We start from the raw sequence: 24,488 nt of genomic DNA, 5'->3' as shown, positions 1-24,488 counted from the left end.
GTATCCGCACTGCCGCGGCGTGGCGGCTGGACGAGGCGGCGCTCAGCGGTTCAACGGGCGTTCCGCGGGTGATATTCCCGCACGACCTGGCCGGACCTGCCCGGACGGGCGCGCACGCGAGAGGCCCGCACCCCGAGGGGTGCGGGCCTCTGCAGTCGGCGGACGGTCGCCCGGGACGAGCCCGGGCGGCCGTCACACCAGCCCGAAGGCGGTGATGCCTGAGGTCACTTGAGGGTGACGGTGGCGCCGGCGCCCTCCAGGGCAGCCTTCGCCTTCTCGGCGGCGTCCTTGTCGGCGCCCTCGAGAACCGGCTTCGGCGCGCCGTCGACCAGGTCCTTGGCCTCCTTGAGACCGAGGGACGTGAGCGCGCGCACCTCCTTGATGACCTGGATCTTCTTGTCGCCGGCAGCCTCGAGGATGACGTCGAACTCGGTCTTCTCCTCGGCGGCCTCGGCCGGCGCGCCACCCACGGGGCCGGCAGCAACAGCGGCGACCGGAGCAGCGGCGGTGACGTCGAACTTCTCCTCGAAGGCCTTCACGAAGTCGGAGAGCTCGATGAGCGTGAGCTCCTCGAAGGCGGACAGGAGCTCGTCGGTGGAGAGCTTCGCCATGATGGCGTTCCTTTCAGTTGGCGCTTCGCGGGCCGGTGCCGGCCCGCGAGAAGCAGGGGGGTGTGAACTGGCGCTGCCACCTGATCAGGCGGCAGCACCCTCCGATTCCTGCTTCTGACGCAGGGCATCGATGGCACGGGCGACCTGGGCGGGCTTGGCGGTGAAGGCGTAAGCAGCACGCGTCAGCGTGGCCTTCAGACCGCCGGCCACCTTGGCCAGCAGAACCTCGCGGGACTCGAGGTCCGCGAGCTTCGTGATCTCCGCGCTGGACATCGGGCGGCCGTCGAGCACGCCGCCCTTGATGACCAGTGCGGGGTTCGCCTTGGCGAAGTCACGCAGACCCTTCGCAGCCTCGACCGGGTCCCCGGTCACGAATGCGATGGCGGACGGGCCCTTCAGGTCGGCGTCGAGACCCTCGACACCGGCCTCCTTGGCCGCGATCCCCGTCAGCGTGTTCTTCACCACGGCGTAGGTTGCGTTGCCGCTGAGCGACCGACGCAGCTCCTTGAGCTGCGCGACGGTGAGCCCGCGGTACTCGGTCAGCACGGCTGCGCTCGAGTCGCGGAACTTGTCCGCGAGCTCTGCGACAGCGGCTGCCTTGTCCGGCCTCGCCATGGCAATCCTTCCGGTGGTGGTACCACCGTCCCCTGGGGCGTGAGCCCCGGGCGTTGCCCCGGAACGAGAAAAAGAGCCCCGGCGCAGGTGCACGGGGCTCGGTTCGCGCGGCAGGACCGCACTCGAGTTCGTCACCTGCGCAGGCCCCCGCTCTCAGCGGGACTTCGGTCTTCTTCCGCCCTGTGCTCTGACCAGCAGAGTGCTCTTACGAGCGGGCAGCGTCGGACGACCGGCGGTCTTGGGTTACCCGAGAACTATACATGGCTCCGCGCGTCAGGCCGCACGCGGCGAGCGGTGGCCTGCGCCACACGGCGGCCGGCCGTCACGAACCCAGGCCCTCCAGGGACGCGAAGCACACCAGCGGCACCGGCTCGGGCTCGTCCGCGAGCGCCGCGGCGAGCGCGGCCTCCGGGTCGTCCGTGGCGCGCAGGTGGGCGTGGAACCGGGGCATCACGCGCGCGGCGACGGCGTCCGACAGCGGGGCGACGGCGGCGACGACCGCGCGGGCCCCGAGCCGCAGGAGCACGGAGGACAGGCCGAGCACCTCCCCGCCCACCACCTGGGACGAGCCGCCGACCTCGCAGGCCGAGAGGACGAGCACGGATCCGGGGAGGCGGGTGCCGTCGAGCTCATGGGCGAACAGCGGGCCGTCGGCGAGGTCGACGAAGGCGAAGAGGGGGTTGTCGGCGTCGTGCCTGCCGTGCGTGGCGAGGTGCACGATGTCGTGGGTGGCGAGCACGGCCCGCACCGTCGCCGTCGTCGCGGCCGCGCCGGCGAGGACCGTGGCTCCCGGCCAGACGGCACCGACGGCTCGCACCTCGCTCGCGCCGAGGGTGACGCCGGGACCGTACGCGGCGAGCAGCCGGTGCCTGCTTCCCGGGCGCGGGTGCGCGCGGCCGCGGGCCATGTAGGAGCGGACGGTCGTGCGGCGGCCGCGCCGGGACGGGAGCGCCGTCCAGGGCACGCTGAGCAGGGGCTCCCTGCCGACGACGTACAGCGGCCCGGCCGCCTGCATCGGCACCGTGAGGAGCCGGTCGAGCGCGTCGAGGTTGCGCCGCAGGGAGCGGCGGGCGGCGTCGCGCAGGGCCGGGGGCACGTGCTCGTTGGCGCTGGCCCCGAAGTCCGCGCGGACGCGCAGCGCCCGTTCGGTGACCTCGGCGAGCGGTCCGAGGTCGACGGTGCGCGCGCCGTGTGCGTCGACGCGGACGCAGCGCAGCACCCCGTCGAGCACCAGGTAGTTGGCGACGACCGCGCCGTCGTCCCGCGCCGCGAGCAGCTCGCGGACCTCGGTGGTGGTGGCCGGGCGGTCCTCGCTCCCGACGTGCTCGGCACCGGTGCGGTGCCAGGCGCGTTCGCGCGCCGCGGCCAGCAGCCGGCGTGACCGCTCGAACAGCTGGGCGCGTTCCGCGGCGCTGTCCCGGTCGGTGAGGGTGCGGGCGCGGACGACGAGTCCGCGGGCCTCGGTGACGAGCGCGCCGACCGCGGGCTCGTCCGGCGCGACGGCACCGCCCATCCCGGCGAACGTGGTCCGGCCGCGTTCGAGCGCCTCGAAGAGCCAGTCCGGCCGGCCGGTCCGCAGCGCGGCCTCGACGTCGGTCCGCTGCAGGTCCACGCCGTGCGCCGCGGCGGCGGTGACGGACTCGACCGAGCCGAGCCCCACGCGATGGTCGGCGAGCAGCTCCAGGCCCGTGCGCACCGCCTCGATGCCGGCCGCGCGGTCCCCCGACGCGAACGCGAGCTGCGCGAGCACGGTCTGCCGCTGGATCCGCGTGGACAGCGGGGCGTCGGCCATGCCGGCGGGGAGGTTGTCGAGGACGGCGCGCGCGGCGGCGACGTCGTCGGCCAGGAGGTACCAGTGCGCGGCGACGAACCGCGCGGTCAGGCCGGGACGCTGCCCGAGCAGGGGGTCCACCTCGTCGCCCGCCTCGGCGGCCGCGATGGCCTGCTCGGCACGGCGCCGGGCGTCGTCCGGAACGGGGGCCTCGCCGCGCCGCACCGGCAGGAGGATCGCCTCCAGCTCCGCGACGCGCGCGACGGCGGCGCGCTGTGGGTGGCCGACGCCGGCGTAGTAGCGCCGGGCGAAGGCCGCCGCCGTCCGCGCCTCGTCCCACCGGTGCAGCGCCATGAGGCAACGCGCACGGAAGTACTCGGCCTCGGCGCGATGGTGCGCGCGGCCCGGGACGACCATGCGGGAGATCGCCTGGGTGAGGACCTGCTCGGCGTCCTCGAGCAGGCCGGCCTCGTAGAGGACGGCGCCGCGGCCGATGTCGAGCACGCCGTCGGAGCGTTCCGGGTCGACGGCGCGGGCGGCGGCCATGGCCTGCAGCGCGCCCGGCAGGTCGCCGAGCGCGTACCGGACGAAGCCCGTGTTGTGCAGGGCGAGGGAGGCGATCCCGGGCAGGTCGGCCAACCCGGCGGCCTCGTGGCAGGCGTCGAAGTCGGCGAGCGCCGCGTCCAGCCGGCCGAGCTCGATCTCGGCGGCGCCGCGGTTGAGCAGCGCGGTGGCGTGGTCGCGCGGGGTGAGCTGGTCCGCGACGGCGAGCACGCGGTCGAAGGCCGCCACGGCGTCGGTGAGCCGGCCGGAGCGCTGCAGCAGGAGTCCGCGGTTCCCGTCGACGACGGCGGCGAGCCGCCTGCGGATCCGCGGCGGGGCGGCGTCGGCGCGGGCGTCGGCGTCCCCGAGGAGGGCGAGCGGCTTGTCCAGCGTGTCCTCGACGGCGTGGACGGCGACGGCCTCCCCCGCCAGGGAACGGACCATGCCCTCGGCCCAGCGTTCACGGTCCGCGGGGCCGAGCCCGCCGAGGTCGACGACCCGGAGCCGGTCGAGCACGTCCCGGAACCGCAGCAGGGCGTCGCCCGGACGCGACCGGGAGCTGAGCTCCCGCGCGGCCATCAGCTCCGCCTCCAGTTCCGGCCACATACCTGCCCCCTCGCCTCACCGGGCCCCACGGGGGCGCCGGGCGGGCCACGATAGCGGGGCACGGGGCGGCCTGTCATCGCCCGGGGCAACCGCGCAGGTCAGGGGTTCGGGCGGAACTTCGGGTGGGACGAGACCGGCGAGGTCAGCCCGCGGCGAGCCCTTCGACCGAGCTGAAGCAGACGAGCGGCACCGGCTCGGCGACGTCGCGGAGCGCGGCCGCGAGCGCCGCCTCCGGGTCGTCGGTCTCGCGCAGGTGGGCATGCAGACGGGGCATGACGCGGGCGGCGAGCTCGTCGGAGAGCTTGGCGACGGACGCGATGACGGCGCGCGCCCAGGCGCAGGAGCACCGACGTGAGCCCCAGGAGCTCACCGCCGAGCACCTGGGTGGAACCGCCGACCTCGCACGACGACAGGATGACCACGGAGCCGGGCAGTGGTGTGCCGTCGAGCTCGTGGGCGAACAGCGGGCCGTCGGCGAGGTCGATGCTCGCGAAGAGCGGGTTGTCGGCGTCGTGCTGGCCGTGGGTGGCCAGGTGCACGACGTCGTGGGTCGCGAGGGCGGTGCGGACCTGCTCGGTGACGGCGTCCTTGCCGGTCAGGACGGTCGCGCCGGGCCACTGCTCGCCGACGGCGCGGGCCTCGGCCGCGCCGTGCCGGACGCCCGGTCCGGCCGCCGCGAGCAGCTTGCGCTCGCCGGTGGGCCGGGCGTGGGTGCGGCCGCGTGCGACGTACGAGTTCACGGAGGTGCGCAGCCCGCCGCGGGACGGCAGCGCGGCCCAGGGCACGCTGAGCAGCGGTTCCCGGGCGACCACGTAGAGGTCGCCGTCGGCGTGCAGCGGGGCGAGCAGGACGGTGTCGAGAGCCTTGAGGTTGCGCGCCAGCGACGCCGACGCCGCGGCCCGCAGGGGTGCCGGGATCAGGTCGTTCGCCGCCATGGCGAAGTCGGCGGAGAGGCGGCGGACGCGCTCGATCACGTCGTCGGCCGGGCCGATGTCGACGGTGGTGACGCCGGCGGCGTCGACGCGGACGCAGCGGAGGACGTCGTCGATGACGAGGAAGCTCGCCACAACGTCGGTCTTCTTGTCCCGGCCGACCAGGACCTGACGTACCTCACTGGCTGTCGCCGGATGCTGGACGGCGCCCGCGTTGCCCGCGTGGCGCCATGAGCGCTCCCGGACCTCCTCCTGGATGCGACTTGCGCGCCGGGTGAGACGTTCACGCTCCTTGCTCTCGGTCATGCCGAGCTCGCGAGCTTTGGCCAGCAGACCCCGGGCCTCGGTGAGCAGTGCGGCGATCTCCGGGTCGTCCGACGGGGTGACCCGGCCCGTTCCCGCGAACGTCGAGCGGCCCCGCTCCAGCGCGTCGAACAGGGCGGAGGGTCGTCCCGTGCGCGCGGCCGCCTCGACGTCGACACGCGTCAGGTCGACGCCGTGCGCCGCGGCGGCAGTGACAGACTCGACGGAGCCGAGTCGGCTGCGATGGTCTGCGAGCAGGCCCAGGCCTGCTCGCACGGCACGCAGGCCCTTCGCGCGGTCACCCGTCGCGAACGCGAGCTCCGCCCGCGCGGTGTAGTGATGGACCCGCATGGTCAACGGGGAGGTCGTGAAGCCACGAGGCAGTTCCGCGAGCGTCGCACGGGCACTGTCGGGATCATCGGCTCGCAGGAACCACTGCGCCGCCACCAGGCGCGCCGCATGGCCTGGGTGCTGGCCCAGGACCGGGCCGGCCAGATCGCCCGCACGGGCGGCGTCGAGCGCCTGGGCCGCCCGCCGGCGGGCCGACGCTCGTGCCCGAGGCCCGGCGTGACTCCTGCGCGCCGGCTCGAACGCGGCCTCGAGCTCCAGGACCCGCGCGAGAGCGGCGCGAGCGTCGTGACCGATGTGCTCGAAGTGGCGGCGCGCCCGTGCGGCGAGGGTGGCGGCATCTCCGAACCGCTCCAGGATCAGGAGGCAGCGTGCGCGGTAGTACTCGGCCTCGGCAAGCTCTGGACGAAGCCGTGACGCCTTCAGCGCAGGGATCGCCTCGGTGAGCAGTTCCTCCGCGGCGACCACGAGGCCTCCCTCGAAGAGAGCCTCTGCGCGACCGAGCATGTCGATCGCGGTGCTCTCGTCGGGAAGTACCGCAAGCGCCTTCTCCATCGCCATCAGGGCGCCTGGAAGGTCACCCATCAGATGGCGGACGTACCCGATGTTGTGCAGCGCGAACGACTGGGTACGGGTGTTGCCGTCCTGCTCGGCATACCGGTGCGCCGACTCGTGGTCCTTCAGCGCCTCAGCGATACGCCCGACCTGCATCAGTGCGAAGCCTCGGTTGAGGTGATCGATCGCCCGGCTGCGCAGGTCGCCCGGGTCGTGCGCGGCCAGTGAGGCGGAGATCGGGGCGAGGCTAGCGGCGAACTGCCCGCTCCTGAGCAGGATGACACCCCGCTGACCGGAGACCAGCCCGACGAGCCCGCGCCGGAGCGACTTCGGCGCGCCCTCGGCCTCGGCCTCGGCGAGATCCAGCGCCGCCGTCGTGGCGTCGATGTCCATCGAGCACTCGTAGGTCGCCAGCGCGAGGCCCAGGTGCGAACGCACCATGAGCCACGCGCGTCGCTCGACCTCGTCTTCCGTTCGGGCGTCCGACCTCGCGAGGTCCGCGACCAGAGCTCGAAAGGCGGCTAGCGCGTCGACCGGCTGGTATTGGTCGTTGAGAGTCCGAGCGGCGGTGTACCGCCGCTCGAGCTCATCCCAGTCCATCCTGTTCATATGGCGCCACGCTACTCAGCAAACCGTCAGGCGGCGCAGGAATCGCCCGGTAAAGATCTCCGACTCTCGTCACCGCGTCCCAGGCTGCCGCGACCCGCGAGGGGAAGGCGGCGGGTGTGCCGTCAGCGCCAGGAAGCCGGCCCTGCAGAAGCGCCGCGGCAAGCTCCCCTGCGAGGACGGGCGCGGCGAAGGACGTGCCGCTCCACAGGCCGAAACCGCTGCTGAAGTTGTCGGGGTCGACCGTCCGACGCAGGCCGTCACCGCTCTGCCAGGGCTGCTCGGCGCCGTCGAAGGTGACGGGCATCGAGCTCAGCACGTGTGCTCCAGGACGCGCCGCGATCACCCATGGGCCGTCGTTGCTGAAGTCGGCCAGCGTGCCGTCCGGGTTGTAGCCCGTGACCGGAAGGAGCGGCGTGTAGTCCGACCGCAGGTCCTCCTCCTGCAGCGGGACGGCGCCATCGGGCGTCCGACGGACCCGAGGGGCCCATGCAGCGGGAAACATCGGCCGGCCCGAACCGTCGTTGCCCGCGGAGACCACCACGAGCACGCCCTCGCGGCGCAGATCGCGCAGCCTCGCGCGGAGCACACCGTCATAGTCCTCGTCGTCCTCAGGCCGTTCCGCGTAGAACCCGCCGCTGATCACCACGACGTCGACCGGCCAGTAGCCATCGGTCCCCGCAGCACCCCGCAGGTGGAACTCCAGGAGCTTCTCCAGGGTCCGTGCCAGGTCCCACTCCCGTACCCGACCGTCGCCGCTGAAGATCCGCACGGGCATGATCGCGGCGTCGGGGCACACCTGGTGCACCACGCCCGCGATGAACGTCCCGTGACCGGCGTAGGCGTCGAGGTAGGCGGCGTCGTCGCGACGCCGGCCACGGACCTCGGCGTCGTACAGCGGCTCGTCCTCCGCCCCCGTGCCGATCGGTTCCCCGTCGAGCTGGGCTCCGCGCAGCACGACCGAACCGGATTCCTCGAACCAGGGATGCTCGCCGATCCCCGAGTCGAGCACGGCCACCACCGGGCGGACCGTGCCGTCCGCGGTCGTCACCGGTGAAGCGCCGACGGCCAGCGCGCGTCGTGGCGCGGGGCCCAGGAAGACCGCGGGCTCGCGGTCGATAGGTCGGCCGTGTCCCTGCCACTTCCCGTGACCCGTCAGGATGTGGTCCAGGGACACCCGGTGCCGGTCGTCGTCGCCCACAGCGTCCGCCACCTCGTCCAGCAGGTCCCACACGTCGCGCTCGGCCGCGCCCTCCTCCCCCGTCGAGACGCGGAATGCCAGGCCGGGTGAGGTCGACGCGCTGACCCGCGATGCCGCCTCCTCGAAGAGCGTCTCCTCGAGTGACAGCCCTCGCGCCGCTGCTCGTTCGCGGACCATGCCCACCACGGCATCGCTCTCGACGTCGTCCACCGCCCGGACGATCAGCCGGTCCGAGACGTAACGTGTCGGCATCAGCCGACCCTGCCGTCGGGACGACACCCGTGCGGGATCGAGATCCCGCACACGGCACCAGGTTCCAGCGTGATCGCGGACGCGCAGCTCGGGCTCGGGAATGGGCTCGCTCACAGCAATACCTCTCCATTGACAACGATTGCTCGACAGACCCTGCCGCGCCCCTCGGCCGGATCACACACGGTGGTAGTTCGGTGGTTCAGCAGGTCACAGCTCGATGATCGGCGTGCTCACGGCACCACCGCCGCCGTCGGTCCGGCGGACCACCAGGCTCGCGCGGCCACGCTCGACCGCCTCGAAGGAGAACCGGCCGTCCTCGTCGGACTCCGTGGCGACCACCTCGACACCCGGCCGGTGCAGCTCCACCTTCAGGCCGGCCGCCGGGGCGGCCCAGCCGTCGATCCGCACCCGTCCGCCGGCGGACGGGGACAGCGTGATCATCACGGTCAGCGAGTCGTGCGTGAAGGTGATGGTCTTCGCCTCGGCGGGCGCGGCGTCGTCGGCCCGGGCGGCCGGAGCGGCACCACGGACGCCGGCGAGCGGCGCATCGAGGTAGACGGCCTCCATGAGCTCGGCCTCGAGGCCGGCCAGCGTGATCGCGAACAACGAGCGCTCGACGAGGCCCTCCGGCACCGGGTCCACCGCGCCGACCGCGCGGGCAAGGCGGGTCAGCACTGCCCCGTCCTCGGCGTCCAGCGCGCCCTTCGGGTCGAACGAGAGGCGCCCCACGGCCTCGTCGTCCATGTTCGGTTCCGGCGTCAGGTCCACGAGAAGTCCCCTTGCTCATCGAGGATGGTCCGCAGCTTCGCCAAGCAGCGGCCACGAGTCGAACCGATGGAGCCCATCGGCATTCCGATCGCCGCCGAGATGTACCGGTAGTCCGGCCGGTCGGCGAGCGACACCAGACGCAGCAGCTCCTGGCAGCGTCCGGGCAGTTTCTGGAGCGACGTCCACAAGATGCGGTCGCGCTCGTCGCGCAGCACCTCGGCGTCGGGTGGTGGGTCGTGAGCGGGGAGAGCCATCGGATGCTCGGGGCTGTCGTCCGGCAGCTCGGTACGGCGCTTCTCGTCGTCACGGTGCTTGCGCACCGCCTCCCAGGCAGCCCGCTTCGCGGTCACCAGGAGCCACTTCAGGACGGCCTTCGGCTCGGCGATGGTCTCGGCGTGCCGCACGAGCGCCACCCACGTGCTCTGCACGACGTCGTCCGCGGCGTCGCGGTCGACTCCCTGCGCGCGGACCGTGTGCCACAGCAGCGGCGTCGCCTCGCGCACCAGGTCGCCGAGCGCCTGATGGTTGCCGGCGCGGTACTCGGTCAGCGCGATCGCTGCGCGATCGCCGAGCGTGAGACCGGACCCGTCGACGTCGGGCAGGGCCTCCCTTGATCCTGTCATTGCACCACGGGATTCTCTGCTGGCGGATGTTTCCACGTCACCTACCGGACGTGGAGTACTTGGACCAACCGAGTCTACGGCGGGGCTCGCGGATCCGGGGAGGTGGAAAATGGTGCCCACCAGGCACTCCCCTCTCCTCAGCTCGCGTCGGCTTCCTGCCGCCCATCAGACAAGAGGCCCGAGGACCGGGTTCGATACATGGTTCTGATGAAAATTCAAAAAGGCCCGCACCCCTTGCGGGATGCGGGCCTTCTTGCGCTCAGGAGAGCTCGGCTCAGGCCGAGAGCTCCTCCAGCAGCTTGGTGGTCTTGCTCTGGTCCAGCGGGATGCCGGGGCCCATCGTCGTGGTCATGGTCGCCTTGCTGATGTAGCGACCCTTCGACGACGACGGCTTGAGGCGCAGGACCTCGTCGAGCGCGGCGACGTAGTTCTCCAGCAGCTGAGCCTCCGAGAAGGAGGACTTGCCGATGATGAAGTGCAGGTTCGCGTGCTTGTCGACGCGGAACTCGATCTTGCCGCCCTTGATGTCGGACACGGCCTTGGTGACGTCCATGGTCACGGTGCCGGTCTTCGGGTTCGGCATGAGGCCGCGGGGACCGAGCACCTTACCGAGGCGACCGACCTTGCCCATCAGGTCCGGCGTGGCGACGGCCGCGTCGAAGTCGGTGTAGCCGGCGGCCACCTTCTCGATCAGCTCGTCGCCACCGACCTCGTCGGCACCGGCCGCACGGGCCTCCTCCGCCTTGGCGGCGTTGGCGAACACGATGACCTTGGCGGTCTTGCCCGTGCCGTTCGGCAGGTTGACCGTGCCACGGACCATCTGGTCCGCCTTGCGCGGGTCAACGCTCAGCCGGAACGCGACCTCGACGGTGGCGTCGTACTTGACCGTGGCGGTCTCCTTGGCCAGGCGGATGGCCTCGAGCGGCGAGTACAGGTTCTCGCTGTCGATCTTCTCCGCGGCGGCGAGGTACGCCTTGCTGCGCTTTGCCATGTTTCTCTCCTTGTGGTCGTAGCGGACCGTGCGGCCCTGCCACTGGTGGTGGTTCGTCCGGGGCGGAAGCCCCAGGGGATCACTCGGAAACGGTGATGCCCATGGAGCGGGCGGTGCCCGCGATGATCAGCGAAGCGGCGTCGAGGTCGTTCGCGTTCAGGTCGGGCAGCTTGGTCGTGGCGATCTCGCGGACCTGGTCCTTGGTGATCGACGCGACCTTGACCGTGTGCGGCGTCGCGGAGCCCTTGGCCACACCGGCGGCCTTCTTGATGAGCTCGGCGGCCGGCGGGGTCTTGGTGATGAAGGTGAACGAGCGGTCCTCGTACACGGTGATCTCGACCGGGATGACGTTGCCACGCTGCGACTCGGTCGCGGCGTTGTACGCCTTGCAGAACTCCATGATGTTCACGCCGTGCTGACCCAGCGCGGGGCCGATCGGCGGAGCCGGCGTCGCGGCGCCGGCCTGGATCTGCAGCTTGATGAGGCCGGAGACCTTCTTCTTCGGGGGCATGCGTTCACTACCTTCTGTTGGCTGGGCCTACGCCGTGGGCGATGACCCGGTTGCACTGCTGGGGTACGGACGAATCAGATCTTGGCGACCTGGTTGAACCCCAGCTCGACCGGGGTCTCCCGGCCGAAGATGGAGACGAGGACCTTGAGCTTCTGGGCCTCGACGTTGATCTCGGAGATCGAGGCGGGCAGCGTGTCGAACGGACCGTCGGTCACGGTCACCGACTCGCCGACCTCGAAGTCCACGTGGACCGGCGCCTTGCCGCTGCTGGTCACCGTGCCACCGCCGGCGGCCTGCTGGCCGACCTGGGCGGGCTGCGGCAGCATCGACGGCGCGAGCATCGAGTAGATCTCGTCGAAGCTCAGCGGCACCGGCTGGTGCGTGTGCCCGACGAAGCCCGTGACACCCGGCGTGTGCCGCACGGCGCCCCACGACTCGTCGGTCAGGTCCATGCGCACGAGGACGTAGCCCGGGATGCGGACCCGGCTCACGATCTTCTTCTGCGCGTTCTTGATCTCGGCGACCTCTTCCATCGGAACCTCGACCTGGAAGATGTAGTCCTCCATGTTCAGGCTCTGGATGCGGTTCTCGAGGTTGGTCTTCACGCGCTTCTCGTACCCGGCGTACGAGTGGATGACGTACCAGTCACCCAGCTGGCTGCGGAGAGTTCGCTTGAACTCCTCGACCTCGTCCACGATGACGTCGCCGTCGGCGTCAACGGGGCGCTCGTCGTCGGCGTCGCCCTCGTCCGCGGGCTCGACGTCGGTCTCGGCCGGGGTCTCGGCGTCCGCAGGCACGTCAGCGTTCTCGGCGTCCAGGGGCGCGTCGACGGCCGTCTCGTCGCCGTCGGCGGGCGAGACGTTCTCCGTCTGGTCCAGAGAGTCCTGGGACACGAACGAACCTGCTTTCTCTTCGTGCGCCGGGGCTGCGCCCGGCACGGGTGTGCGTACTTCTACGAGCTGTGTCCGGCCATTGTCGCGCGAAAGTACCGCGAAGGGACAATCAGCGACGGGCGAGAACCGTCACAGCGAAGTACTGCGCAGCGTGCCCCATGAGCTCGCCCGGCGCACCCGGACCGACACTGACCCGCTCCCGGGACCGGTCGACGGCGGCGTCAGCCGCCGGATCCGCGAGGAAGGATCAGCCGAAGACCCAGCCGGCGAGCATGCCGAAGGCGTAGTCCAGGGCCACCACGAAGATCATGACGACGACCAGGAAGACGAGCACGACGGTCGTGTAGGTGAAGAGCTCGGAGCGCGTCGGCGAGACGACCTTCTTGAGCTCGGCCACCACCTGGCGCACGAAGAGCGCGATTCGGGCGAAGATGTTGCCGCCGCCCTTGCTCGGACGCTCCGCGGCGCTCTGGATCACCTCGGTGTCGCTCACTGCTACCCCACTCCTGTGGCCCGGCGCGCCGGGCGGCGCGAACTGCCGTTCCAGGTCCACTCACGTGGGCCCGCTGCGCGCGGCCCCGCTGGGGTTCACGCTGGCAGGGTAGACAGGACTCGAACCTGCAACCTGCGGTTTTGGAGACCGCTGCGCTACCAATTGCGCCACTACCCTTTGTGTTCGATGCCTGATCTTGCCATGCAGTGTGCCCTGGAGAGGCGCACGTCATCAGGTGAGCATCGATCACCGAGGCACAACTGTACGGTACCCGGGGCCGTAGGTCGAACTCGTTCCGGGCGGACCCTTGCAGGTCGCGGAAGGTCCCTTGTCCACCGGACGACGGACACGAGGTGCAGTCGAACGGACGTCCCGCCACGGGGCACCCGGGGAGCATGCTCGACCCATGCAGACATCCGGCTCCCCGGCCGTGCGGGTACGCGGCCTTCGCAAGCGGTACGGCAACGCCCGTACCGGGTTCAAGGACGCCGTCGCCGGCCTGGACCTCGACGTCGCCCACGGTGAGATCGTGGCGGTGCTCGGCCCCAACGGCGCGGGCAAGACCACCACCGTCGAGATCCTCGAGGGCTTCCGCGACCGGGACGACGGCGACGTGACCGTGCTCGGCGAGGACCCCAAGGAGGCCGGACGCGCCTGGCGCGCACGGATCGGCGTGGTCATGCAGGACTCCCGGGACCTGAGCGAGCTCACCGTCCTGGAGAAGGTCCGCGCCACGGCAGCCGCCTATCCGGACTCGCGCGACCCGGCGGAGGTGATCGCCGCGGTCAGGCTCGCGGAGAAGGCGAGGGCCCGGACGCGCGGGCTCTCCGGCGGACAGCGGCGGCGGCTCGACGTGGCCCTCGGGATCGTGGGCCGGCCCGAGCTGCTCTTCCTGGACGAGCCCACCACCGGCTTCGACCCCGAGGCGCGCCGCTCCTTCTGGGACCTGGTGACCGGTCTGCGCGACGACGGCACCACGATCCTCCTGACCACCCACTACCTCGACGAGGCAGCGCAGCTGGCCGACCGCGTCCTCGTCGTGCGCGACGGCGTCGTGGTGGCCGAGGGCCCGCCCGACTCCCTGGGCGGGCCCGGGGCCCGTACCCCGGTCGTCGCGTGGGACGACGGCGGGGTGCGCCGCACCGAGCGCACCGACCGGCCCACTGCCGCCGTCGCCCGGCTGATCGCGGCGGCCGGACCGGACGGTGAGGTACCCGGCCTGTCCGTGACCCGCCCGACGCTCGAGGACGTCTACCTGTCCCTGATCGGCGAGAACCCGACCGACACCGAGGAGGCGGCGTGATGAGCACGGCTGCTGCGACGAGCACGACGAGCCGGACCGCGGCGAACTCGGTGCGGAGGCTGCCCGGCACGCTCCGGCTCGGCCTGGTGCGCGGCGGTGTGGAGCTGCTGCAGTTCGTCCGCGAGCGCGACTCGATGGTCTTCGGCTTCGCCTACCCGATCATCATGCTGGCGATCTTCTCCACGGTCTTCGGTGACGACGACCCGATCGTCGCGGACGGTGTGACCGTGAGCTTCGCGCAGTACTTCCTGCCCGGGATGATCGCGACCGGCGTCATGCTGTCGACGTACCAGACGCTCGCCATGTCGATCGCCGTCGAGCGCGACGACGGCACGCTGAAGCGGCTGCGCGCCACGCCCCTGCCCGCGACGTCGTACTTCCTGGGCAAGGTGTTCCTGTCGCTGGTCACCGTACTCGCGCAGACCGCGCTGTTGCTCGCGGTCGCGGCACTCGCCTTCGACGTGCCCCTGCCCGACGACGTGGAGCACTGGGTCACGTTCGCGTGGGTGTTCGTGCTCGGCACGGCGGCGGGAGCGGTGTGCGGCGTCGCGTACTCGTCGGTGCCCCGGTCCGGACGGTCCGCGAGCGCCGTGGTGGTCACGCCGCTGCTGGTGCTGCAGTTCACCTCCGGTGTGTTCTTCCCCGTGACCCAGCTCCCGGGCTGGATGCTCGACCTGTCCTCGATCTTCCCGCTGAAGTGGATCGCGCAGGGCATGCGGTCGGTGTTCCTGCCGGAGGCGTTCGCGACGGCGGAGCCGGCCGGCTCCTGGCAGCACGGCGCGACGGCTGCTGTACTGGCGGCATGGCTGGTGGTAGCGCTCGTGGTCGGCACCCGGACGTTCCGGTGGCGACGGCACGATGACGGCTGACGAGGGGCGCAGCGGAGGGCGGGGGTCGAGGAACGAGGCACCCGCCCGCAGCGGAGCACGAGGAAGCCGTCCGGAAGATCTGACGGCTGACGGCACCGGGGCTGACGATGCGGCGACGGACGGACCCTCCGTGAATCTGCTTTACGCCGGTTGGGAGCAGCAGGTGCGGTGGTGGGACGCGGCGTTCGGCGTGATCGTCGCGCTCACCGCCACGGCCCTGGTGCTGGAGGGCACGCGCGGTGTGTCGCTCGTGGTCGCGCTCGCCGCGCTGGCCGCGATCGTGGTCGCGTACCTGCTGTGGGGTGCGCGGGCGGCGCGGACCAGGGAGCGGCGGCTTGCCGTCGCCTACCTGGTGGTGCTGGTGCTCGGCACGGGGGTGGCCGTGTCGCAGGCGGGCATCGCGACGTTCCTGATGTTCATCGCCTTCGCCCAGGTCTGGATGCTGCTCGAGACGATCCGGCAGGGTGTGATCGGCTGCGCCGTGCTCGCTGTCTCGGTGACGGTCGGCATCGTCGCCGCGTACGGCTTCGACACCACCGTGGTGCTCAGCGTGGTGCCGCAGATGTTCGTGACGCTCCTGTTCGCGGTCGCCCTGGGTCTCTGGTTCCACCTCGCGATGCGGCGCGCCGAGGAGCACGCCCGGCTGCTCGACGAGCTGCGCGCGGCGCAGGCGGAGCTCGCGCGGACCAACCACGAGGCGGGCGTCGTGGCGGAGCGCGAGCGGCTCGCCCGGGAGATCCACGACACGCTCGCCCAGGGTTTCACGAGCGTGGTGATGCAGGCGCAGGCCGCGTCGGCGTCCCTCGACGTCGGGGACGACGCCGCCGTGCGCGAGCGACTGCATCTCGTCGAGGACACGGCGCGCGACAACCTGGCGGAGGCTCGTGCCCTGGTGGCCGCCTTCGCCCCGGTGGCGCTGCAGGACGCCTCGCTCCCCCAGGCGTTGCGGAGGCTCACGGAGCGGTACGCCCTGGAGACGGAGCAGGTGGTGAGCTTCGAGGCCGACGGCGTCGGGCCGCTCCCGCCGGCCACGGAGGTGGTGCTGCTGCGGGCAGCCCAGGAGGCGCTGTCGAACGTGCGGAGGCATGCGCGGGCCATGACCGTCGCCGTGCGCCTGGCGTCGGCCGAGGGGGCGGTGACGCTGACCGTGGCCGACGACGGGCGGGGCTTCGGTCCGGACGTCTCCGACGGGTTCGGGCTGGCCGGGATGCGCGACCGGGTGCGGTCGGCGGGCGGCACGCTGTCCGTGAGGTCCCGGGCCGGCTCCGGCACGACACTGCGGGTCCGGGTGCCCGTCGAGGACGCGGCCGCCGCCGTCTCGAGCGGTGGGGCCGAACCACACGACCGGGCGGGGTCGGACGACGAGGCGGGATCGGACGGCGAGACAGAACCAGACGGTGGGGCGGGATCGGACGGCCGGGCAGGATCGCGCAGCCGGGCAGGATCGCGCGGCCGCGCAGGATCGCGCGGCGTGCCCAGGGTCGTCGGACCGGCACGCGACGGGACACAGGGGGTGGCGGGATGATCCGGGTGCTGGTGGTGGACGACCATCCGGTGGTGCGGTCGGGCCTGGCGGGCATGCTGACGGTCGAGGACGACCTCGAGGTGGTGGGCGAGGCCGCCGACGGGCAGGAGGCGGTAGCCCTGGCCGCCGAGCTCCGACCCGACGTCGTGCTGATGGACCTGCGGATGCCCGTGCTGGACGGCGTCGCGGCGACCGCAGGGATCGTCGGCACAGGGCCGCGGGTGGTGGTGCTGACGACGTACGACACCGACGCCGACATCCTGCGGGCCGTCGAGGCCGGGGCGACCGGCTACCTGCTCAAGGACACGCCCCGCGCGGTGCTCGTCGCCGGCGTGCGGGCGGCGGCCCGCGGCGAGACGGTGCTGGCGCCGAGCGTGGCGACGCGCCTGGTCAGCTCGGTCCGCACGGCCGCCGAGCGGCCCTCCGCGCGGGAGGCCGAGGTGCTGGGTCTGGTAGCCCGCGGCCGGTCGAACTCGGAGGTGGGGCGCGAGCTGTCGATCACCGAGGCCACCGTCAAGACGCACCTGCTCCGCGCGTTCGCCAAGCTGGGCGTCGCGGACCGGACGGCGGCCGTGACGGTGGCCCGGGAACGCGGCTGGATCGCCTGACCTTTCGGCGACGCCGCACAGTGCCTGCCGCTAGGTTGCCCGCATGAACAACTCGGGCGGAATCGACATCACGGCACGCGTCGAGGCGGCGGTCGCATCGGCGATCTACGACGTGGCGCTGCCGATCGACACCATGGGCGTGACCTTCCACGACGGCGCTCTGGACGACGTGACCGAGGCCTACCGGACCGCGCCGGACGCCACCCTCGCGGCGGCGGACGCCCGGTTCGCGGCGCACATGGCGACGGTCGCGGAGGCAGGTTCGGACGACGAGGCGGAGGGGCCGATGCTCCGGGCGCGCGCCGCCATGGCCCTGAAGGAGCGGCTCAAGGAGCTGTGACGCCCGGCCCGGGTCGCGAGCTCGTCGCGACCCGGGCCGGCGGGGCCGGCGGCTGCCAACCCGGCGACTGCCGGCCTAGCGGCTGCCGCCAGGCAGCGTGGTGCCGCCCTCGGCCTGGCCGCCCGTCGGGTTCGTCGACGGCTCGACCGGCGTGGTCGGCTCCTCCGTCGGCTCCTCGGTGGGCTCGTCCGTGGGCTCCTCGGTCGGCTCCTCGGTGGGCTCCTCCGTCGGCGTGACGCTCGGCGTCGGCGTCGGGGTGGGAGTCGGCGTCGGGGTCGGCGTGGGCGTCGGGGTCGGCGTCGGCGTCGGGGTCGGCGTCGGCGTCGGGGTGAACTCCGGCGGCGGCGCGACCTCGTCCGTCTCGGTCGGCGTCGGGGAGGCCGACGGCCTCCGCGACGGTTCGTGCGTCGACGGGCTCTCGGTCGGGGTGACCGCGGGTGCGCCGTCGTTGCCCAGCAGGTTCGCGATCACCAGGCCCGCACCACCGAACACGAGCAGCGCGAACACGATGATCGTGATCACGCGGCCGCGGCCGGTGGTCATCTTCTGCCAGAAGGTCCGCGGCTCCTCCGGGGGCTCCAACGGCGGCGGCACCTGGGGCGGCACGGCGGCCGCCGCGGTGTCCGCACCGATCGCCGCGGCGGCACCGGCGGCTCCGGCCGCACCCACCGCGCCCACCAGCGTGGTCCGGTCGCCGCCCTCGGCCGCCTGGCCCAGCACCATCGTGCCGGACCCTGCGACCGGGTCGATCACCTCGGTGCCGCCCGCGCCCACGCCGAGCTGCATGGTCTCGCCGCTGGTGCCCATGCGGCCCGCGGGGCCGCCGAGCAGGATCGTGACGGTCTCACGCATCGACTCGGCCGTGGGGAACCGACGGTTCGGGTCCTTGGCCATGGCCCGGGACACGAGGCGGTCCACGGACGCCGGCACGGCCGCGCGCCGCGCCGAGGCCGCCGGGACCGGCGCGTTCACGTGCGCCCGCAGGACGTCCTCCGCCTGCGCCCGCTCGAACGGGGCGTGGCCGGTCAGCGTGTAGTACGCGAGGGCGCCGACGGCGTAGATGTCGCTCCGCGCGTCGAGCGGCTTGCCCCGGGCCTGCTCCGGCGACATCCCGATGACCGAGCCGGCCACCGTGGCACCCTCGCCCTCGCCGCCGGCAGGCCGGGTGAGCCCGAGGTCCAGCAGCCCGACGGCGAACGTGCCGTCCGGGCGCTTGTCGACCATCACGTTGCGCGGGGCGATGTCCCGGTGCACGAGACCCGCGGCGTGCACGGCGGCGAGCCCCTCCAGCAGCCCGTCGATGATGGCGAGCGCGTCCCGCCAGGGCACGCCGCTGTCCCCGGCGTAGTCGGACAGGGAGATGCCCGGCACCCGGTTCATCACGGTCCACGGGACGCTCGCGCCCGCGACGTCCTCCTCGCCGGAGTCCAGCACCTTGACGACGCCCGGGTGCGTCACGAGCGCCGAGGCGTCGACCTCGCGCTGGAGCGAGGCCCGCGCGTTCCGGTCGTCGACCAGGTGCGGGTGCAGCACCTTGACCACGAGGGGCCCGTCGAAGGGGTCGGGCTCCGCGGGCTCGGCGATCTCCGCCGTGGCATCGGCGTCGGCAGTGTCCGCGCCGGCGGCGTCCGCGTCGGTCTCGTCGCCGGGCTCGGGCACGCCGTCGGCAGCGGAGCTGGTGCCGTCGTCCGCACCGGACCCCGGCTCGGCCGCACCGTCGTCCGGCAGGCCGTCCGCGGCCTCGCCAGGCTTCGCGGCTGCATCTGCGCCCGCATCAGCGTCCGCGGCCGCACCCGACGCACCGGCCTCGCCCGGGCCGTCCGAACCGTCCGCGCCGTCGCCGTCCGAACCGTCCGCGCCGTCGCCGTCCGCAGCAGCGCCCGTGGCACCGGCAGCGTCCTCGCCGTCGCCCGGCGCGGGCTCCGGGACCGCTACCCGCTGCGCGTCGTAGACCGTGAACGTCGCCCCCGTGCCGAGGACGTCGACGAGCTCGTACTTTCCGCCGAGGACGACGTGCACCGGGAGGTCTGCCGCGTCGGCCTCGGTCTCACCCGTGTTGTTCTCGTTCACTGGTTCCTCGGTGTCCATGGTCGCGCATCGAGCAAATCAGTCATTTCGGCTATCTGGGGCATGTTCTTCTCAGGATACGTAGCGGAGCGCGCGCACACCAAAGATGGGGCGGCGGGATGTGTGAGTAGTGCGGAGTATCACGATCGCGGCTGCCACCGGACCACTGCTTTGCCACACTACGCAGATGCGCGACCTCGCACTCCTCCCCAAGGCGCACCTCCACCTGCATTTCACCGGATCCATGCGGGTGCCGACGCTCGTCGACATGGCGGCCGCGTACGGCGTCCGGCTGCCGGAGGCGCTCATCGACAACGACCCGCTGCGACTGCCCCCCACCGAACGCGGCTGGTTCCGCTTCCAGCGCCTGTACGACGCCGCCCGCGCGTGCGTGCGGTCCGAGGCCGACATGCGCCGCCTGGTCGACGAGGCGGCGGCCGACGACGCCGCCGAGGGCTCGGGCCGGCTCGAGATCCAGGTCGACCCCACCTCCTACGCGCCGTTCGTCGGCGGTATCACACCGGCCGTCGAGATCGTCATCGACGCCGCCCGGGCCGCGAGCGCCGCGCACGGCATCGAGGTCGGCGTGATCATCGCGGCGTCGCGCATGAAGCACCCGCTCGACGCGCGCACGCTCGCCCGGCTGGCCGCCCGGTACGCGGGTGACGGCGTGGGCGAGGTCGTGGGCTTCGGGCTGTCGAACGACGAGCGTCGCGGGGACACGTCCCAGTTCGGCCCCGCGTTCGACATCGCACGCCGGGCCGGGCTGGCCGCGGTGCCGCACGGCGGCGAGCTGCTGGGGCCGGACCACATCGGCGAGGTCCTGCGGGAGCTCGTCCCGGACCGGATCGGGCACGGCGTGCGGGCCGCGGAGGACGAGCGCGTCCTGGCGGAGATCGTGGACCGCGGCGTCGCGCTGGAGGTGAACCCCGGCTCGAACATCGGCCTGGGCGTGTACGGCGAGGCGGACGAGGTGCCGCTGCGCACCCTGGTCGACGCGGGCGCCGTCGTCGCACTCGGGGCCGACGACCCGCTCCTGTTCGGGTCGCGGCTCGTCGACCAGTACGCGATCGCGCGGGACGCGCACGGGTTCACCGACACCGAGCTCGCGGCGCTGGCCGGCTCGTCGATCCGGGCGAGCCGGGCGTCGTCGTCGACCAAGGCGCGCCTGCTGGCCGACGTCGACGCGTGGCTGCTCGCGCCCGACCCCGCCGAAACCCTGGGTTCCCTCCCGACGCGCGGGTCAGTCACGATTGGGTGACGATCGACCGACCCAACCATCTTGATCCGACGTGCGTCGGTTACAGATACAGGACACTCACGGGGGGACGACGTCGTCTCGTGTGTGCGGTGCCGCGCCACCCCCAGCAGGTGCGGCCGAGGAGGAGTCACGATGCGGGTTGTGCACAGCAGGTCGAACCACGGCACGGACAGGGTCCACGTGGGCAGGAGGGTCGTGAGCACGTTGGGCGCGGTGGCGCTGACGGCGACCCTGCTCGTGGGCTGCGGTGACGACCAGGAGCCGCCGGCGGAGGCGGACCGGACGACGAGCTCGCCGAGCCCGTCCGCGTCCGGGGACAGCTCCCCCACCCCGGAGCCCAGCGCGAGCGCGCCGTCCGAGGAGCCGGAGCCGAGCGCTTCGCCGTCCGAGAGCGCCGGCGAGGGTACGGACGACTCCGGCGCGGGCACCGACGAGGGTTCCGGCGACGGCGCGGACGAGGGCAAGGGTGACGGAAAGACCGACGAGGGCACGTCCGACGAGGCCGGCGGGGACAAGGGCGACGGCAAGGGCGACGGCAAGGGCGGCAAGGACGACGAGCCGGCGAAGCCCGACTACATCGAGTACGGCGAGGTCAGCGACCGCGTGGGCAAGCTCCAGCAGCGGCTGCGGGACCTCGGCTACTTCGTGACGTCGGTCGACAACGCGTACGGCGGCGAGACGCAGCAGGCCGTGTTCGCGCTGCAGAAGGCCGGGGGCCTGTACCGGGACGGCGTGGTGGGTGACGCCACGCAGGCGGCGGCGGACGACGGCGTGGTGCCGCGGCCGCAGACGTCGTCGGGCAAGGTGCTGGAGATCGACATCGACCGGCAGCTCGTGCTGGCCGTCGAGAACGGCAAGGTCGTCAAGGTGATCAACGCGTCGTCCGGCAACGGTGAGACGTACGAGGCCAAGGGCGCCACCTACACGGCGTACACGCCGCGCGGGTCGTTCGCGGTGTACCGCGAGGAGAACCGGATGTACGCGTCGAGCCTGGAGCTGGGCGACATGTGGCGGCCCAAGTTCTTCACGGGCGGCATCGCGGTGCACGGCTCGGCGTCGGTGCCGGCGTTCCCGGCGTCGCACGGGTGCGTGCGGGTGTCGAACAGCGCGATGGACTGGATCTGGGACAGCTGGGGCGCGCCGTCGGGCACCCCGGTCGTCGTCTACTGAGACACGTGTCAGGCGCTCAGGTCACCCGGGTGACCTGAGCGCCCGACACGTGCGGGGCGGCTAGAGGGAGACGCCCACCAGGACGGTCTCCGGGACCAGGGTCACGCCGAACCGGTCGCGGACGCCGTCGCGGACCGCGCGGGCCAGCGCGATGACGTCCTCGGTCCGGGCGCCGCCGCGGTTGGTCATCGCCAGCGTGTGCTTGGTCGACAGCCGCGCCGGGCTGTGCTCCCCCGCCAGGCCGAAGCCCTTGGCGAAGCCGGCGTGCTCGATGAGCCAGGCGGCGCTCGTCTTCACGAGCGTGGGGTCGATGGCGCCGAGGCTCGGCCCGGTGGTCGTCTCCGGCGTCGCCGAGCGGACCGGGTAGCGCGGGGCGTCCTCGGGCAGGTGCTCCAGGTGCTCCACGGGGATCACGGGATTGGTGAAGAACGAGCCCGAGTTCCAGCGGTCGTGGTCCGGCTCCCCGTCGAAGCTCGGGCGGTCGAGCAGCATGCCCTTGCCGCCGCGCAGGCCCAGCACGGTCTCGCGGACGTCCTTCATGGGTGCGCGCTGGCCCACCTCGACGCCGAGGCGGCGGGCCAGCTCCCCGTAACCCACGGGCGCGGACAGCGTGCCGAGCCGGAACTGGAACTGGACGCTCAGCACCACGTAGCGCGGCGACGGGTACCAGGGCGCCCGCGGGTCGCCCTCGCCCCGGATGCCCTCGCGGCCCTCGCCGTGCATGGACTTCTTGAGCAGCGACGTGCGGTACCCGAAGCCCAGCTCGCCGACGGCGAAGGTGCGCACCCGGCGGTCGCCGCGGTCCCAGGTGCGGACCAGCGAGACCACGCCCGAGAGCTCCTGACCGTACGCGCCGATGTTCTGCACGGGGGCGGCGCCGACGGTGCCGGGGATGCCCGACAGCGACTCGACGCCGACCCAGCCCTCGTCGACCGCGCGCTCGACCAGCTCGTCCCAGTTCTGGCCGGCCGGCGCGCTGACCACGGCGCCGCCGCACGTGTCGTCCGACTCGACGCTGATCCCTCTGCGGACGTCGCGCACCACGACGCCGTCGAACCCCTCGTCGGCCACCAGCAGGTTGGAGCCGCCACCCACGACGAGCAGCGGCACACCGGCGTCGTCGGCGGCGCTCACCGCCTCGATCAGTGTGGCCTCCTCCTCGGCCTCGACGTACGAGGCAGCCGGTCCACCCACTCGCAGAGTGGTGAGGTCGGCGAGGCTGGGGACCACCGCTTGTGCCTGGACGGTGTCTGCCGGGTATGGGCTCACCGTGCAAGCCTATCTACCCGCAGTGCGGGATTTGTGCACATCTTCGACATGGCGTGGGTGATGTCTGCCAATTCTGGAACCTTTTGGTGTCCGCAGACGTGTTCCCTCCCTGGTTTCCGCGGCCTGGCCTGCGACAACCCGTCGGCGTGATCCGCGCTACCTCTTCACACCCGCCGCCGTCGGCAGCGGGCGCACGGAACGGGCCACGACCAGCCCGAGCACCATCGGCACCAGGAGCACGAGCACCGCCAGGCGGTAGCCCGTCTCGTGGGCCACGAGCCCGATGAGCGGCGGCCCCACGAAGAACGCGGTGTACGCGATGGTCGAGACCGCGGCCACCCGCATCGCGGCCCGGCGCGGCTCGTCGGACGCCGCGCTCATGCCCATCGGGAAGCCCATCGCCGCGCCGAAGCCCCACAGGGCCACGCCGACGAACGCCAGCCACAGGACCGGGACCAGCGAGAACGTCAGCACGCCGACAAACGCGAGCAGCGCGGAGAGCACGAGCACCGGGACGCGCCCGAACCGGTCGATGGCGCGCGTTCCCGCCAGCCGGGCGGTCGTCATCGCGGTGAGGAAGACGGCGAGGCCCACCGCACCCATGCCGTCGGACGTGTCGAAACCGTCCACGACCGCGAGGCTCACCCAGTCGTTGGCCACGCCCTCCGTGAGGGCGGCGCTCAGCACCACGAGGCCGATCGCCAGGGTGCGCGGCTCGCCCCAGGCGGCGAACAGCCCCCTGATGCCCGACGGCGGCGGAGTCACCTCCGCGGGGTCGGCGCCGTCCGCGCTGCCGGCCCCGGCCGCGCCGTCCGGCAGGGCCGCCGCGACGGTGCTCGGCGTGAAGAACCGGGTTGCGATCACGACGGAGAGGAACGCGACGACGCCGGCCGCCACGACGTGCCAGGCGACCGGGAGGCCGACGTTGGCCGCCAGGATGCCGAGGCCCGCGCCGATCACGGTGCCGAACGAGAACCCGGCGTGGAAGATGGGCATGACGGCGCGGCCGAGCCGCTGCTCGACCGCCGCGCCCTCCAGGTTCATCGCGGCGTCCCAGACGCCGGCGCCCACGCCGAACAGGATCAGGCCGCCGCGGACCGCGAGGTGCTGGTCCGTGGCGACGCCGTACCCGGCGACCGTGAGGCCGGCCACGAGCAGCCCCGAGAAGGCCAGGACGGTCCGTGCCGTGCCGAACCGCTCGGCGACCAGGCCCGACAGCGGGATCGCGGCGACCGAGCCGATGGATCCCGTGAGCAGGAGGAAACCCATCTCCTGCTCGGAGAAACCGAGGCCGTCCCGCACCGCGGGAAGGCGTGACGCCCAGCTCGCGAAGGCGAACCCACTGGCAGCGAAGACGACGAATACCGCACGGGCGGCGGCGTGTGCAGTAGGCACGGAACTCCTTGGTGCGATTGAATCTCCCGACCGTAAGCCACAATCTGGGATCAGCCCAG

Annotated in this window: 21 protein-coding genes and 1 tRNA gene; 7 read left to right on the top strand and 15 right to left on the bottom strand. The window is 72.6% G+C overall.

Translation table 11 applies throughout. The features are described 5' to 3' along the window. Positions 1-224: 224 nt before the first annotated feature. From rplL to ACH45N_RS04520, 12 genes are all read right to left on the bottom strand, one after another. On the bottom strand, positions 225-611 hold the full coding sequence (gene rplL, locus ACH45N_RS04575; protein WP_397391573.1) for a 50S ribosomal protein L7/L12: 387 nt from the start codon (positions 609-611) through the stop codon (positions 225-227). 84 nt (positions 612-695) lie between these two features. Next, positions 696-1,226: a 50S ribosomal protein L10 gene (gene rplJ / locus ACH45N_RS04570; RefSeq protein WP_285100975.1), complete on the bottom strand. Its 531-nt coding sequence runs from the start codon at positions 1,224-1,226 to the stop codon at positions 696-698. 322 nt (positions 1,227-1,548) lie between these two features. Next, complete coding sequence (locus ACH45N_RS04565; protein ID WP_397391571.1) at positions 1,549-4,146, bottom strand: CHAT domain-containing protein; 2,598 nt, start codon at positions 4,144-4,146, stop codon at positions 1,549-1,551. Positions 4,147-4,244: 98 nt separating this feature from the next. Further along, complete coding sequence (locus tag ACH45N_RS04560) at positions 4,245-6,725, bottom strand: CHAT domain-containing protein (protein ID WP_397391569.1); 2,481 nt, start codon at positions 6,723-6,725, stop codon at positions 4,245-4,247. Positions 6,726-6,870: 145 nt separating this feature from the next. Continuing rightward, the gene (locus ACH45N_RS04555; RefSeq protein WP_397391567.1) at positions 6,871-8,343 is read right to left on the bottom strand and encodes a S8 family serine peptidase; all 1,473 of its coding nucleotides are present in this window, start codon (positions 8,341-8,343) and stop codon (positions 6,871-6,873) included. Between the two features lie 207 nt (positions 8,344-8,550). Further along, the gene (locus ACH45N_RS04550) at positions 8,551-9,111 is read right to left on the bottom strand and encodes a hypothetical protein (protein ID WP_397391565.1); all 561 of its coding nucleotides are present in this window, start codon (positions 9,109-9,111) and stop codon (positions 8,551-8,553) included. Further along, positions 9,102-9,734 carry an RNA polymerase sigma factor gene (locus ACH45N_RS04545; RefSeq protein ID WP_397391563.1) on the bottom strand — a complete coding sequence of 211 codons (633 nt, stop codon included), beginning with the start codon at positions 9,732-9,734 and terminating at the stop codon, positions 9,102-9,104. Before ACH45N_RS04545 ends, ACH45N_RS04550 begins: the two co-directional genes overlap by 10 nt. Before the next feature lie 274 nt (positions 9,735-10,008). Then, positions 10,009-10,725 carry a 50S ribosomal protein L1 gene (gene rplA, locus ACH45N_RS04540; protein ID WP_285100965.1) on the bottom strand — a complete coding sequence of 239 codons (717 nt, stop codon included), beginning with the start codon at positions 10,723-10,725 and terminating at the stop codon, positions 10,009-10,011. Positions 10,726-10,804: 79 nt separating this feature from the next. Then, positions 10,805-11,236: a 50S ribosomal protein L11 gene (gene rplK / locus ACH45N_RS04535; protein ID WP_020016098.1), complete on the bottom strand. Its 432-nt coding sequence runs from the start codon at positions 11,234-11,236 to the stop codon at positions 10,805-10,807. Positions 11,237-11,310: 74 nt separating this feature from the next. Continuing rightward, positions 11,311-12,129, bottom strand: coding sequence for a transcription termination/antitermination protein NusG (gene nusG / locus ACH45N_RS04530; RefSeq protein WP_397391560.1), 819 nt, complete (start codon positions 12,127-12,129; stop codon positions 11,311-11,313). 247 nt (positions 12,130-12,376) lie between these two features. Then, a complete protein-coding gene (gene secE, locus ACH45N_RS04525) occupies positions 12,377-12,622 on the bottom strand; it encodes a preprotein translocase subunit SecE (protein WP_377220036.1) in 246 nt (81 codons plus the stop codon). A 101-nt stretch (positions 12,623-12,723) separates the two neighbouring features. Further along, positions 12,724-12,799: transfer RNA gene (locus ACH45N_RS04520), tRNA-Trp, on the bottom strand. Positions 12,800-13,028: 229 nt separating this feature from the next. On the opposite strand from ACH45N_RS04520, the gene ACH45N_RS04515 reads away from it, so the two are divergent. The 5 genes from ACH45N_RS04515 (at position 13,029) to ACH45N_RS04495 (ending at position 17,267) form a co-directional block, all read left to right on the top strand. Next, positions 13,029-13,925 carry an ABC transporter ATP-binding protein gene (locus ACH45N_RS04515; protein WP_397391558.1) on the top strand — a complete coding sequence of 299 codons (897 nt, stop codon included), beginning with the start codon at positions 13,029-13,031 and terminating at the stop codon, positions 13,923-13,925. Then, positions 13,925-14,794: an ABC transporter permease gene (locus ACH45N_RS04510; protein WP_397391556.1), complete on the top strand. Its 870-nt coding sequence runs from the start codon at positions 13,925-13,927 to the stop codon at positions 14,792-14,794. The genes ACH45N_RS04515 and ACH45N_RS04510 overlap by 1 nt, the downstream gene beginning before the upstream one ends. Positions 14,795-14,924: 130 nt before the next feature. Continuing rightward, a complete protein-coding gene (locus ACH45N_RS04505) occupies positions 14,925-16,319 on the top strand; it encodes a histidine kinase (protein WP_397391555.1) in 1,395 nt (464 codons plus the stop codon). Then, entirely contained in the window at positions 16,316-16,927 is a 612-nt protein-coding gene (locus ACH45N_RS04500) for a response regulator (RefSeq protein ID WP_397391553.1), read from the top strand. Before ACH45N_RS04505 ends, ACH45N_RS04500 begins: the two co-directional genes overlap by 4 nt. Positions 16,928-16,970: 43 nt before the next feature. Further along, positions 16,971-17,267: a hypothetical protein gene (locus tag ACH45N_RS04495; RefSeq protein WP_397391551.1), complete on the top strand. Its 297-nt coding sequence runs from the start codon at positions 16,971-16,973 to the stop codon at positions 17,265-17,267. Between the two features lie 75 nt (positions 17,268-17,342). On the opposite strand, the gene ACH45N_RS04490 is transcribed toward ACH45N_RS04495, so the two are convergent. Further along, entirely contained in the window at positions 17,343-19,337 is a 1,995-nt protein-coding gene (locus ACH45N_RS04490) for a serine/threonine-protein kinase (protein WP_397391549.1), read from the bottom strand. Between the two features lie 184 nt (positions 19,338-19,521). Here ACH45N_RS04490 and ACH45N_RS04485 point away from each other — a divergent pair, with 184 nt between their 5' ends. Together ACH45N_RS04485 and ACH45N_RS04480 are read left to right on the top strand one after the other, a co-directional pair. Then, positions 19,522-20,595 carry an adenosine deaminase gene (locus ACH45N_RS04485; protein WP_397391547.1) on the top strand — a complete coding sequence of 358 codons (1,074 nt, stop codon included), beginning with the start codon at positions 19,522-19,524 and terminating at the stop codon, positions 20,593-20,595. A gap of 195 nt (positions 20,596-20,790) precedes the next feature. Then, positions 20,791-21,765: a L,D-transpeptidase family protein gene (locus tag ACH45N_RS04480; RefSeq protein WP_397391545.1), complete on the top strand. Its 975-nt coding sequence runs from the start codon at positions 20,791-20,793 to the stop codon at positions 21,763-21,765. Between the two features lie 60 nt (positions 21,766-21,825). Here the strand turns inward: ACH45N_RS04480 and ACH45N_RS04475 are convergent, their stop codons facing one another. Continuing rightward, positions 21,826-23,034, bottom strand: a complete 1,209-nt coding sequence (locus tag ACH45N_RS04475; RefSeq protein WP_397391543.1) for a UDP-N-acetylmuramate dehydrogenase — start codon at positions 23,032-23,034, stop codon at positions 21,826-21,828. 156 nt (positions 23,035-23,190) lie between these two features. Beyond that, positions 23,191-24,429, bottom strand: a complete 1,239-nt coding sequence (locus tag ACH45N_RS04470; RefSeq protein ID WP_397391541.1) for an MFS transporter — start codon at positions 24,427-24,429, stop codon at positions 23,191-23,193. Positions 24,430-24,488: the final 59 nt, after the last annotated feature.

The organism is Promicromonospora sp. NPDC019610 (assembly GCF_044389365.1).
Taxonomy (GTDB): Bacteria; Actinomycetota; Actinomycetes; order Actinomycetales; family Cellulomonadaceae; genus Promicromonospora.
This window is presented reverse-complemented; position numbering and strand designations above follow the sequence as displayed.